Below are 12,569 nucleotides of genomic sequence, written 5' to 3'. Positions count from 1 at the left end.
TCATTTTTGAGCAGCTTGCGAAAAAATCGCTTGGCCGTTTTTGCGTTGCGTTGGCTTTGTATCAGGATGTCGAGCACATTGCGGCATTGCATGGGACCAACACCGCAATGTGCTCCGCGTTTTAGCTGCCTACCTCGATCTAGCAGATCCCTTTCCCTCGTGTGCTAGATCCAGCGGTATTGGGAGGGGGCAGAAGCGCGCTTCCGGACGCGGCATGCCGCGTCCTTGGGACGTACCCTGCGGGTAGCACATGAGCGCACACACCAACGCGCGAAAGAGAGGCAAGCTCTGCCCCGAAGATTTGGCATTTCCGAAGCCGGAGCGCGCCTACCCGAAATTCCGAGCTAACTACCATTAGAGTGGGCTGTCCTCATCAGCGGGGAACGGCTCAAAGCGTGGACAGAACGTTTAGTACCCCCGCTGCTTTAGCACGGGGAACTTTCAGAAGGCTTGCACCATATCCATGTAGCTAAGAGAAGAGGTAGGTCTACTTTTTCGCTTATAGTGTGATAAATAAAGGTATTAATTCATTAATACTGTTGAGTATACTGCATTGTATAAACTCATCTTTTGTGAATTTTATCGCCCAAAAGTAGTACCATCCAGCTATATTGCGGATGGCATGAGCTAAAGACTATTTCAAGAGCTGTATACTATCCATAGTTTCAAGAACGCCTATGTAGTGGGAACGTTCTTGAACGTTTGGGAAAGGTCGCTTCCCATAATACCCATCGCGGCGACATGTGGGCGGTCGCTATGATGCCTTGTTATGGGAAGGTTGGTCGACCCGAACTTGAGAATGGTGGTCCATCTCTCAAGATAGCGGATCACTCGTTTTTCATAGTTTATCAAGGAGGATTTGTTTCCATGTTCGACGAGAAGAATCCCATGTTCCAGGAGTTGACCGATGAGGATCTCGACCAGGTCGCTGGCGGCGCTGGCGTGTTTGGCGGTCTCGTGGGCTCGGTCTTGAATACGGTCAACGGCACGGTTTCGAACGCCACGACGACGGCGACCTCGACAAGCCTTCCTCATGCCACTGGTGGCGTGAACGTTGACGCGCAGACTCCTGTTGGTAGCGTGAACCTGAGTCTGGGCACTGATCTCGGCCTCTAGCAGCGTATAGATCGATGGAACGCAGGTAAAACGTCTAGACGTTTTCTATTTGTTACGTTACATGATCTCTGAAATGCTGCTCTACTCGTAGTCACTGGGAAATGCATTACGAGCAGAGTTCTCCAGCCGGTTGGTAAGATGTTTGACGCACTTGCCAACTGGCCCTTATTTTACCATTTTTTCTATTCTATGACTTCTTTAAATCGTTCGATCTTTCGTGAAGATGCGTATAAGCGGCATCTTCAAGTGTGGATTTTTGCCTGGCTGCTTTTGTTCCTTTTCCTGGGAGCAGGTCTCCTTGCGTAGAGAACGCAGGTCCCGGTTTTCGTGGGAGGACAGGGGATTGTGACGCGACAAAACTCCACACATGGAGAGAATATTGTCGCTGTGCTCTTTGTGCCGGCGAGACAACAAGAGCAGATACATCCTGGTCAACCTGTCGAATTAGTACTACAGTTGGAGTTAGGAAGTATTGAGAGCCAAACGGCGTTTGTAATGGTAAACTTGAGCGACCGCCTGATGGTGCCGCCGAAAGAGAGACCAGGCCACCACCTGAGCATGTTGAACGATCTGTTGCCACACCAGCGACCAGACAAGGCGAAGCACTTCTGGAAGGGTGTAAGGGATCAATGGACAACCAATCCTCTCTGGCACTTGAACTGCTGCAAACTGCTTGGGCTGGACTGCTGTTCCCACGCTTTTTTTTCCCGGGCGGTATTGGCCTGTTCGACCATCATTGTTGCACACAATTGGGCCACAAGCGAGAGCGTGACATGCCGGTACCACCCGGTCCAGGAAGGCACTTCGTACTGATCGAGTCCACACTCGCCTTTCGCTCGCTCGATGGCTTCTTCGACCTTCCAGCGCTGGCCGGCTACGTCCACGATCTGTTGTAGCGTGGTCTGTTTTGGGGCACACACCCGATGATAGACGACCTCAGTGGGATCGGTGAGGCTACGTCGCACCACGATCCAGGCTTGCCAGCCATCGGGAACCTCTGCATCCATTTTTCGCCAGGCCCATTCAAACCACCGAGGTCCCTTCGATCCCCATCCGGCTGAGAGTCGATACCAACGCCCAGAATGCTTGCGCGCGAACCACTCATCCACCCCAACGGAGGCGAAGCCTTCATCCAATCCCATCCGGATCTGATTCTGAGGTGGGACAGCCAGCACGTAAGGAATGTGGTGCTCGGTGAGAAAGCGCCGCAGGTGATAATCGGCTCCATACACGCTGTCAGCAGTTACCCAGGCGCAGGGCAGGTGATGGGCAAGCATCCGTTCGAGCATGCGGCGAGCCAGGACAAGCTTGGTGGCAAACTCCATCTCCTCTGGCACACCTGCTTCCTCACAGCGGTGGCGATCATCAGTCCATTCGTGAGGTAAATAGATCTCCCGATCCATCAACACCTGCCCCTTGGGACTCGCGTAGGCTAGGAAGACGCCGATCTGGCAGTTGCCAATCTTGCCCACCGTCCCGCTGTATTGAGGAGCGACTCCGACCGACTTGGTGCCCTTTTTCACAAAGCCCGTTTCATCAATGACGACCACGGCGGTGCAATCAGCGAGTTTCTCTCGCACCAGGTCCAGCAGGTCGTCGCGAACCGCATCAGCATCCCAGTGTGCCCGACTGAGCAGTTCCTGGTAGCCGTAGGGATTGGCTTCTCCTGCTGCTTCTGCCAGTTGCCAGCCATTTTTGCGCTCAATGGGACGCAACAACCCTTGCAGATACGCCCGCGCACGCTGGCGCTGTTCGGAGCGGGCAAAGCGCCCTGCGATACGTGCATGCACTTCATCGAGGCATCCTGCCCACCGCACTGCGGCCTCTTCCTCCTCTTTGATTTCCTGGTGGTTCATGATCCTGCTTCTTTCGCTGGGTGATTGGTTGCTCTCTTTCTATACTAGCACCTAACTCCAACTGTAGTACTAGTGCTCCGTTCGTTAAATGCGGTAAGAAAAGAGCCGCCGATAGTGGCGACGAGTCTTGGGAGGCCGTCCCCAAACCCAGGGCTTGGCTCGGTGGTTGAGTTGCGCGGTCGCCACGCGCCTGGCCAGATCAATCTCGCTCGGGTTGGCAAAGCTCTGGCCGGCGAAGGCATCGCGGCGGAAGAGCCGCCACCAGCCTTCTTGCAGGTTGAGCCAGCACGCTCCTTTGGGAATGAAGACGTGGTGGATGCGGGGATGTTCTGCCAGCCAGGTGCGGGTTTCCAGGCTGTTGTGGCTGCTCAGATTATCTGTGATAATGAAAATGTCGCCCGTTGGATTGTCGGCTTCGATCAGTTTGAGCAACTCGATATAATTCGTCGAGTTGCGCGCGGGCGCACAGCGGGTGAGTTCTTTGCCATCGCGCACACGCAACGCCCCATAGATCCAGGTTTTCTCCAGTCCTCGGCTGTACTCCAGAGGCGCTTTGATCCGGTGCCCATTCGGCGACCAGCCAGGTGCTGGGGGAAAGCTGCGGGGCAAGACCGGCCCTAATTCGTCGGTACAGATGGTCGTCGAGCCTGCGGGTGGGTCGGTGTAGTGGCTGACGACCGCTACCCTTTTGGGACGCGCGTCTTTTTCATCGCTGGTCCCCCAACTGTGGGTCCGACGCCACCGCACCCCTTCGCGCAGCAAGATCGTACGGATCTGGCTGCGTTTCACGGCAATCCCGGCTTCCTTGGCTGCCTGGGCCAGTGCATCCAGGCTCCACTGCGCGGCTTTTTGCTCCTCTCTGGCCTCCAGGCTTCCGTCAGTGTACCTGACCAACCGCCCGGGAGGCGGCTGTCATCTTCTGTCGTCAAGCGACGAGGACAGCCGGCTTTGGGTCGATCACCCAGCCCCTCAATCCCCCCTGTCTCAAAGCGGTGCAACCGACGGCGCACGGTCTGCGCGTCACAGTGCAGGGCCTGCGCAATGGCTTCCACGCGTTCTCCATCCCAGCTGCGCACGACCATCTGTGCATGCAGGATCCAATCCGCTGGTCCATGCCGGCTGGCGGCCAGTTTGCGCACTCGCCTCTCTTCGCGTTCATCTTGCGCTGCTCGCGCTCGCAGGATCTTCGGCATCTCTCGCGCTCCTTTCTCTTTTCCACCTTCCTCTCTTCTGATTCTATCACCACTTCACGAACAGAGCACTAGGTTCTGTCAGAACTGAGAGGAAGACTTGTCGTGGAGCTTGTTTGCAAGGTATGCTGAGGACAATGACTCACCTGAGAAGGAGCTATTCATGAACTGTCCACATTGTATCTCAGCTGCCACCAACGAGCAAACACAAAAGACCACACTTGGCTATCGCATGTTCCGTTGTTCAGTTTGCAAGCACCGCTTCAATGAACGTACAGGAACGCCGTTCAATTTCCTGGAATATCCCACTGACATCATTCTCCTAGTCGTCTTGTGGCGGCTCCGATACAAGCTGAGTCTGCGGGATCTCGCGGAAATGTTTCTGGAGCGCGGCTGGGAGTTCACGCACGAGGCAGTTCGAGAGTGGGAAAGGCGGTTTGCACCGCTCATTACAAAGCAATTGCGAACCAAACGGCGCGGGCAAGCGGGATCATTGTGGTATGTAGATGAGACGTATATTAAGGTGCATGGAAAGTGGTGTTATCTCTATCGAGCCATTGATGCTGGTGGCAATCTGGTGGATTCACGGTTGAGCGAAAAACGGGATATGGAAGCCGCCCAGCAGTTTTTCAAGCAAGCCCTCGCCGTTGTCGGCCATGCTCCAGAACGGGTAACGGCGGACGGTCACACCTCTTACCCGCGAGCAGTGCGTGAAACGCTGGGGTACGATGTCCAACATCGGACAAACAAGTACCTCAACAATCGCTTAGAGCAAGACCATGGAGGAATCAAGCAAAGGTATTATCCTATGCACGGTTTCGGGAACTTCAACTCGGCATCTCGTTTCTGCTGTGCCTTTGACGAATTGCGCCATTATCTCCGTCCTCGTTCTACCACAGGAGAACTGTCTTCACTTTCAGAACAGCGACGAGTTCTCCTTGATCGGCTTGAAACCTTAAAGGCATTGATGCAAGTAACCCTCTAGTGAGAGAGTAAATAGCTCAGTATTCTGCTGAGCTTTTGTGCTCTCAGTTCTGACAGAACCCTTGCTGTGGCCTTGTGTCGAGAAGGCCTGGTAGTAGTTTACTGTAAAAGGTAAGGATCAACGATGGAAGAAGAATGAGATCGTCGTCGTGGAGATGGTGGCGTTTCTTGTTCGAGAGTACGGTAGACTTTGCTCGAACTGACCCCGACGAGCTGGGCAATCTGCGCTTTGTGGCAGCCTTGCCGATACAGTTTCCAGATCCGCTTATGAAGTTTTACTTGTTGACGATGACGCGCCTGTCGCTCTTGTGCGACTTTTTCAGGGACGGCCGTCCCCTCAGTTGGACGTGTTTTGCCTGTGCTACCTGGTATTGCCTTTTTGAGCGCAGGTTCTTGCTTGCGAAAGAACTTCTCCAGAGCTTCAGCAAAGTTCTTCTGTAAGTGAAAACGATCTACGACCTGGTTGGCCTGAGGAGCGCCGTCTGTGGCAGCTTCACGAAAGATTTTGCCGCGATCTCGTGAGACCAGATCGATTTCTGGATGCGTGCGCAACCATGCTGTACTTGTTTCGACGGAACGCTCTGCTAACAACTGCACAACTCGTCGCTTTTCCAGGTCCACGAGAATGGTTCCATAGCGCTGGCCTTTCTTCCACGCCCATTCGTCTATTCCCACCTTCGCTACCTCGCCTTCACTGGGCAAGGGAAGCTGCAAGACGCGACGGATGATGGTTTTGGCGGTGGTGGGCATGCTAAGGGACGAGGCGATCCGCGCTGCATCAGTTCCATTGGTGGTCACTCCTAGTGCTTGAAGAGCCTTGACGAGGCGATCCGTCATTCGTGCGTATCGCTGGACCAACTCTGGGAAGCGCTCAGCAAAGATGTGTTGGGAACAGGATGTCTCACGACAGATCCACTTGCGCACCCGTAACTTGAGCACAAGGCATCGCCCGCCAAAGGCGACATCGGCAATGGTGCGCACATAGCGACTATGGACCCGAGAGCCCGGCGTCCCACATCGTGAGCAAAGAGCACTTGGCGAGGTGGCTTGAAGATGGGTAGTGGTAAAAACGAGAATGATGAAAACATGGTGGTCCAGGGGATCACGAGGTTATTCTTAAATAAACGCATCATTTACCGAAATTGGGCCAGATCCATTATTCGGCTCTCCCCCGCTGTTCTCACCAGTATATCCTCCTGAAGGAATCACTCCTCAGGGGCTACACTCAAACCATGATATGAGCCATTATTCGGGTGAGTCATGTTGTGAAGATTCGAACACCCGCTTTCCGTCTGAAGCGAGCATTCTGACCTGGTAAATGACCTACCAAGTGAGCAGGGTTGGCCCTCAAATGTAAGCATTTGCCCTGAATGTTGAGCAGCACAACCATTGACAGCCGGGGAAAACGCTCCAGAAGCGGAGCGTTGCGCATCGTTTTTGTAAATTCGGGAGTTCAGCTCGAAGTCGCATTTTGCGCCAAACCTGTAAATCCCATCTTGATCCTGGTAAGTATCTAGCAGTGTCAAAAGAAACCACCCTTGACCCACATGAAGAGAAGCAGTACCATAGCTTCAAAAAACGGATCATCATAGCTCTCCCCGACAAAAAGGTTCCTGATCTTCTCAGTCGGATGCATATGATGCACCAGATACAGGAGTCCTTTTGATGTCTGCTTTGCCCGAAGATTTTCTCCAATTTATGCGCGATGTTTACGGAACAGAGGCGGCCAATGCCTGGTTGCAACGGCTCCCCTCTTTTTTAGAGGAATGCGCGGAGCGCTGGCAACTCACGATCTTGCCCCCGTTTGAAAATCTCTCGCTTCACTATGTGGCACCGGCTGTACGTGCGGATGGCACACCAGTTATTCTGAAGACGTGCGAGTTTTCCGATGAATTTGAACATGGGCTGGCCGCGCTACGTCTTTTCAATGGACGAGGCATCGCTCGTCTCCTGGAGTATGACGAGGAACAAAAGGTGATGCTGTTGGAGCGTTTGCAACCGGGAACCATGCTTGAGTCACTGGTGCCGGAGCAGGATGAGCGAGCTACATCCATTCTGGCCGGGATCATGCGTCAACTTTGGAGACCGGCACCTACAGAGCACACCTTTCCGACGGTCGAGCAATTGGGACAAGGCTTGACGCAGCTCCGCGCACATTACGCTGGCGGCTATGGTCCGTTTCCGCCGCGCCTGGTCGACGAGGCGATGGATCTCTTCGCGATATTAAGCGCCTCAGTTCCTCAGACCATGCTGCTGCACGGCGATCTCCATCACCATAATGTCTTGCGTTCGGGTGATACGTGGCTGGCTATTGATCCGAAAGGTGTAGTTGGTGATCCTGGGTATGAGGTGGGAGCCTCGTTCTATAACCCTATGCCTCGCCTCCTTGAGGTACCCAACCTGGAGCAGATGCTCGCCCGGCGCGTCGCTCAACTAAGCGAGGAACTGGGAATGGAGCGAGCGCGCATACGCGGATGGGGATTGGCACAATGTGTGCGCAATGCGTGGAGCATGGTGGCGAATAACCAGTTGAGCAAGGACCCGCACGGAATAATACTTCGATGTGCGGACATTCTTTCGCATCTCACCGTTTGATGCGGGGCGCTCTCTGGTTTGTGCTCCTGTTCGCCGTGAATTTACACACGTTGAGTGCAATGAACCGCTTCTGGAGCGTTTTCCCCGGCTGTCAATGGTTGTGCTACTCAACATTCAGGGCAAATGCTTACATTTGAGGGCCAACCCTGCTCACTTGGTAGGTCATTTACCATGACCTTTGGAGGCATCGCGTCGTTTTTGGCCTTTCCAGTTTTCCTCCGCGCAAAGAGAATGGACTGGTATCTTCTCGCGCGCCTCGCGAGAGGAACAGAACGATTGAAAGGAGTTCTTAGGATGAACGAACCCATCACAACACTCGACCTCCGACACAGCGGACCAGACGGAGTGGTCACGCCATGGGAGGAGACGCGTCGGGTGCTGGAAACAGCCGACCTGTTCTGGCTCTCAACCGTGCGGGCCGACGGTCGCCCTCACGTTACGCCGTGCGTGGCCGTGTGGCACGACGGGGCCATCCACTTTACCGCTGAAGAAACCGCACAGAAGACGGTCAACCTGCGTGGAAACCCGCATGTCATTCTGACGACCGGCTACAACCAGAGAGGGGGGCTCACTGTGGTGGTTGAGGGCGACGCCGTGCGGATCACCGACCAGGACACCCTCGAACGCTTAGCCTCGGTGTGGGCGACCAAGTGGGAGGGAAGCTGGCCATACCAGGTACGCAACGGGTATTTTTACCTCTACGATGAAGACGAACAACGAGTTCTCGTAGATTCGAACCTCGTGTTCTCCGTCAAACCCGGGAAGGTCTTCGCATTCGGCAGAGGTCAGACCCGCCACCAGTTCTAACTACTCGCGTCGCGTCGCGACGCGACATCACCATAGGAGATAGTGAGCCCATGAGAAAACTGATCGTCCTCACTTTCCTCACCCTTGACGGCGTCATGCAGTCAGACGATGGCCCGGAGGTAGACCCCAGCGGCGGCTTCACGTATGGCGGGTGGTCTACGCCGTACTTTGACGACTTTCTGGAGCAGACTCTGGCCGAGCACCAGAGCGCACCGTTTGACTTCGTGTTAGGCCGAAAGACCTATGAACAATTTGCGGCCTTCTGGCCGTACCAGACCAGTGAGACCTTCCCCTTGGCGCAGCGAATCAATCACGCCAGGAAATATGTCGCCTCAACCACTCTGCAGAAGCTCGACTGGAACAATTCGACGCTTCTGCAGGGCGATGTGGTCCAGGCGATCCAACAGCTCAAGCAGCAAGATGGGCCGGTTTTACAAGTCAGCGGCAGCAGTCACTTCCTCCAGACACTGCTCTCGCATGATCTGGTAGACGAGCTGTACTTGTACATCTGCCCGATCACGCTGGGTATAGGCAAGCGAGTGTTTGGCGAAGGCACCATTCCGGCAGCCTTCAGCTTGCGCGACGTGAAAGCGTCGCCGCGCGGTGTCGTCATCGCTACCTATGAGCGGACGGGCGACGTGCAAACCGGTTAGCGTGCCACGAGGTTACGAAGTCATACAGGTGACTCATGCTCCTTTTACTCTCCAGAGGCATCGGATGGTAAAGAACACCCTCCTGCCTGTTAGTGGGCATGACGTCGCGTGTCAGCGCAGCGCCTCCATCTTCCCCAAACGGAGCACGCGCTCACGATTGTATCGGTGGAGAAACAGGTCGAGGCATGCCTGATGCATCACGGGCGATTTGGAGAACGACAGCGTTTTGCGAACAAAGCGGGCCAAACGCTGTCGCAGCGTATTGTTCCACCGTTCGACATGGGCCGTTTCTCCTGTGTCTTTTCCCACAGCACTGTGCTGCTCTTCTGGAATCACCGCGCGATAGGCCGCCCAAAAATCGGTGAAACAGTGACTTGCACGATACGACAGAGGGATGGTCTCCCACAACCGACGACACGTTGCCTCGCTGCGATCCCCTATCGTGTAGGCGACCACCTGTCGCGTTTTGCGGCACAACGCAATCCAGATCCAGGCTGGGTTTGTCTTCTTCAACACAAAGGACCACAGCTCATCCAATTCTAGTACGGTTGCCTCTTGATCGTTGGCATCAGGTTCCATCAACGTTTCATCCAACGCCGGAAGCGTGGCAGCCTTTTTTTATCCAGGTGATGACCGTCTGACGGGACACCCCAAAGGTTCGCTCCAACCCACGTAAACTGCTGCGTTCTTCATAGGCGCGAAGAATCTCTTCTCGGCGTTCGGCTGAGTAGGCGTGAGGAGCGGGATGTTCTCGGCTTTGTCGCTGACATGATCGGCAGAGATATTTCTGTTTCCCGTTGGGCGCTCGCCCATTTCGCACGAGTTTCTCACTTTGACAATGCGGGCACTGGAGCGTAATCGTGACCATACAACCCTCTCTGGACAGAATCGTTCTCGTACTGTATCACATCATTCCCATTCTGACCACTACCCACGCGTCTACAAATGATAGTACGACATGCTCTGTGACATGATGTGTAAGCGCGTGCTTTAGCAGTGCAGCGCCCCACTGATCTGCTCCTTTTATTGTACGCCAAAATCCGGAGGTAAGGGGGTGTGGGTGGAAAGCGGCAGAGCTCGCGAGCCTGAAATAGGTCACATGACCCACACACATTTCGTTAATTTTGTTTTAGAATATAGAGATATGAATATTTGCTGCGAGGAATAGAAATAGGAATATATGCATGAAAACGGATGTTCTTTACTGTCTTCAATGTGGGGCCGCGAATGATGTAGGTCAAGTTGCCTGCTTTGCCTGTGATCAACCTTTGACTGATACTGTGGAGAATGAGCAGCCCTTCTTAATTCACGAGCGCTATCGCCTGCTCTCCCAGCTTGGAACTGGCGGCTTTGGTGCTGTGTATAAAGTTGCCGATACTCATTCTAATAACGCAATTCTGGCCCTGAAACAAATTAATCTGCGTGGCCTCTCTTCTCAGCAGGTTATTGAGGCGACGGATGCCTTTAATCGCGAAGTAGCGCTCCTCTCTACTCTCAAGCATTCCAATCTTCCTCGCGTCTACCACCATTTCACCGATCCCGAGCACTGGTATCTCACCATGGATTTTATCGATGGCGAGACGTTGGAAGCCTACCTCGAACGCAAGGACGCCACGCGCTCACCCACTTCCATGGAGCCTTTGTTGCCACTGCCTGAGCTTCTCGATATTGCGCTTCAGTTATGTACAGTCCTTCACTATTTACATACGCGTCAGCCGGCTATTATTTTTCGCGACCTCAAGCCCGCGAATATCATGCTGACGACGAGGCGTAAGCTCTATCTCATTGATTTCGGCATCGCGCGGCATTTTAAGCCCGGCCAGACCAGGGATACCATTCCCTTTGGCTCGCCAGGCTATGCCGCCCCTGAGCAGTACGGGAAGGCGCAGACCTCGCCATGCTCGGACGTTTATAGCCTGGGTGCGCTCCTGCACTATCTCCTCTCCGGCATAGATCCCGCCGACAACCCTTTCAACTTTTCTCCCCTGCGTCTTACGGCCCTGCCTGGCGCGACCCAACTTGAAGACCTGGTCATGTCTATGGTCTCGCTTCACCCAGAGCGGCGTCCCGCATCGATCACACTTGTTGAAGGTGTATTGCGCGAGATTGCCAGCCTTCAACCCACAATTCAGCCGCCCCGACAACCTATCTTTATTCCTCCTATGGCTTCTCCTCCGGGTTCGGTTCCAATGCCGGGTATGGGACAGGTTCAAGTACAGGCACCTCAGTTGCAACCGCAGCCAAAACCAGCTAAGCGCCTTACGCGCCGTTCGATTCTTGGTGTTGCCGTCGCGGGTACGGCTGTCGTTGTTCTGGGGGCAAACCTTTCCAAGGGATTACTTCCGCACAGGCCGCAGCCGCAGAGTGTTATGCCTGATATGCAACAAAGTTCATCTAAAGACACTCAAGTACGCTTCGCGTCCTTTGCCTCTAGTGGGAAAAATGCGGCTATAGTATACAACGATAGTTTTGACGTTCTCGCGATTGACAAAGCCTCCAGTACTCCTACCACGCCGTATCAGTTGCAGTATGCGCCCTATGACTTCTCTCTTTCTCCCGATGGGACACATATGCTTATCTCGGACATGGCCGGTTATCTTAGCGCCTGGGATGTTTCAACGAATACACTGCTCTTCTCTTACCCGGTCTTTAATGCAAAAGGCGCTCCCCTTACATTCCTTCTAGCCTGGTCTCCCGACAATCGCTATTTTGTCGGCGCTCGTGGTAGTAGTCTGGAGGGTTTTCAAAATGAGGTAACCGTTTATGAGGCATCCGATCATGGTAAAGTTGTGCGTTCCTATTCAGGTGTTCAAAGGCATATAACTTCGCTGACCTGGTCTCCCAATGGAGCATATATCGCTGCTATTGGTGAGGATCAGTTGTATGTCTGGGATGCACAGAAGGCGGGCGACCCGCTGATGAGCACATCAGGGTCTTCTGTGTTAGCATCTGGCCATCTTAAAGCCTGGTCGCCTGATAGCACCAAACTTGCCTGCTATGATTCCGGGGGAAACATACAGATCTGGTCGCTGCAAGATGGCAAGCTACAGCAACAGGGGGGTATGTCGACACAGGGAAGGATTGAAGACCTGGTCTGGTCCCCTGATGGGAAGTATCTTGTCTCTGCTAATCCATCCTTACTTACACTTTGGGACGCGCAGAGGGGAGCAATGCTTGACCAGAAAGCAATGGGGCAATTTACTGTCGCCATCTACTGGCCTAAGGATTCTCAGGAGATTATCATCCTGGACTCGGCGAAGGTGGCCTCGCCTATCGATATCATTGAAGGGCCACATTTCGGTTAATGTTTTCACTCATGAGTGGCAAATGCGACACCTTCTTTATAGTGAGGCTCGACCTCGTCAGGG

The 12,569-nt window shown here is 54.0% G+C and carries 12 protein-coding genes and 1 pseudogene; 6 read left to right on the top strand and 7 right to left on the bottom strand.

Features of this window, described 5'->3' with window-relative positions:
• Nucleotides 1–5: 5 nt before the first annotated feature.
• Nucleotides 6–80 (bottom strand): annotated as a pseudogene (locus tag KRAC_RS80300) (IS6 family transposase); the annotation flags it as partial.
• A gap of 622 nt (nucleotides 81–702) precedes the next feature.
• Here KRAC_RS80300 and KRAC_RS77245 point away from each other — a divergent pair.
• A complete protein-coding gene (locus KRAC_RS77245) occupies nucleotides 703–1,116 on the top strand; it encodes a hypothetical protein (RefSeq protein WP_244422521.1) in 414 nt (137 codons plus the stop codon).
• 462 nt (nucleotides 1,117–1,578) lie between these two features.
• Here KRAC_RS77245 and KRAC_RS72785 read toward each other — a convergent pair whose 3' ends face one another.
• The 4 genes from KRAC_RS72785 to KRAC_RS45520 form a co-directional block, all read right to left on the bottom strand.
• Nucleotides 1,579–1,746: a hypothetical protein gene (locus tag KRAC_RS72785; protein WP_157507913.1), complete on the bottom strand. Its 168-nt coding sequence runs from the start codon at nucleotides 1,744–1,746 to the stop codon at nucleotides 1,579–1,581.
• A complete protein-coding gene (locus tag KRAC_RS45530) occupies nucleotides 1,743–2,972 on the bottom strand; it encodes an IS701 family transposase (protein ID WP_007918972.1) in 1,230 nt (409 codons plus the stop codon). The genes KRAC_RS72785 and KRAC_RS45530 overlap by 4 nt, the downstream gene beginning before the upstream one ends.
• An 84-nt stretch (nucleotides 2,973–3,056) precedes the next feature.
• Complete coding sequence (locus KRAC_RS45525; protein ID WP_244422520.1) at nucleotides 3,057–3,866, bottom strand: IS630 family transposase; 810 nt, start codon at nucleotides 3,864–3,866, stop codon at nucleotides 3,057–3,059.
• A complete protein-coding gene (locus KRAC_RS45520) occupies nucleotides 3,758–4,165 on the bottom strand; it encodes a helix-turn-helix domain-containing protein (RefSeq protein ID WP_157507911.1) in 408 nt (135 codons plus the stop codon). The genes KRAC_RS45525 and KRAC_RS45520 overlap by 109 nt, the downstream gene beginning before the upstream one ends.
• Before the next feature lie 160 nt (nucleotides 4,166–4,325).
• On the opposite strand from KRAC_RS45520, the gene KRAC_RS45515 reads away from it, so the two are divergent.
• Nucleotides 4,326–5,147: an IS6 family transposase gene (locus KRAC_RS45515; protein WP_007918970.1), complete on the top strand. Its 822-nt coding sequence runs from the start codon at nucleotides 4,326–4,328 to the stop codon at nucleotides 5,145–5,147.
• Between the two features lie 98 nt (nucleotides 5,148–5,245).
• Here the strand turns inward: KRAC_RS45515 and KRAC_RS63865 are convergent, their stop codons facing one another.
• The gene (locus KRAC_RS63865) at nucleotides 5,246–6,223 is read right to left on the bottom strand and encodes an ISL3 family transposase (protein WP_244422580.1); all 978 of its coding nucleotides are present in this window, start codon (nucleotides 6,221–6,223) and stop codon (nucleotides 5,246–5,248) included.
• Nucleotides 6,224–6,811: 588 nt separating this feature from the next.
• Between KRAC_RS63865 and KRAC_RS45505 the strand changes: the two genes are divergently transcribed.
• From KRAC_RS45505 to KRAC_RS45495, 3 genes are all read left to right on the top strand, one after another.
• Nucleotides 6,812–7,741 carry an aminoglycoside phosphotransferase family protein gene (locus KRAC_RS45505; RefSeq protein WP_007918969.1) on the top strand — a complete coding sequence of 310 codons (930 nt, stop codon included), beginning with the start codon at nucleotides 6,812–6,814 and terminating at the stop codon, nucleotides 7,739–7,741.
• Between the two features lie 294 nt (nucleotides 7,742–8,035).
• Nucleotides 8,036–8,548 (top strand): pyridoxamine 5'-phosphate oxidase family protein, encoded by a 513-nt coding sequence (locus KRAC_RS45500; RefSeq protein WP_007918967.1) that lies wholly within the window; start codon nucleotides 8,036–8,038, stop codon nucleotides 8,546–8,548.
• 50 nt (nucleotides 8,549–8,598) lie between these two features.
• A complete protein-coding gene (locus KRAC_RS45495; protein WP_007918966.1) occupies nucleotides 8,599–9,201 on the top strand; it encodes a dihydrofolate reductase family protein in 603 nt (200 codons plus the stop codon).
• A 111-nt stretch (nucleotides 9,202–9,312) separates the two neighbouring features.
• On the opposite strand, the gene KRAC_RS69745 is transcribed toward KRAC_RS45495, so the two are convergent.
• Nucleotides 9,313–10,069, bottom strand: a protein-coding gene (locus tag KRAC_RS69745; protein ID WP_085954437.1) for an IS1 family transposase whose coding sequence is annotated in 2 segments (ribosomal slippage) — nucleotides 9,313–9,811 and nucleotides 9,810–10,069 — 759 coding nt in all. Because the reading frame shifts where the segments join, the coding sequence is not laid out codon by codon here.
• Nucleotides 10,070–10,385: 316 nt separating this feature from the next.
• Here KRAC_RS69745 and KRAC_RS63860 point away from each other — a divergent pair.
• On the top strand, nucleotides 10,386–12,506 hold the full coding sequence (locus KRAC_RS63860) for a WD40 repeat domain-containing serine/threonine protein kinase (protein ID WP_007918963.1): 2,121 nt from the start codon (nucleotides 10,386–10,388) through the stop codon (nucleotides 12,504–12,506).
• Nucleotides 12,507–12,569: the final 63 nt, after the last annotated feature.

Source organism: Ktedonobacter racemifer DSM 44963 (assembly GCF_000178855.1).
Lineage (GTDB): Bacteria > Chloroflexota > Ktedonobacteria > Ktedonobacterales > Ktedonobacteraceae > Ktedonobacter > Ktedonobacter racemifer.
Note: the sequence above shows the minus strand (reverse complement) of the source record. Positions and strands in the feature narration are given on the sequence as shown.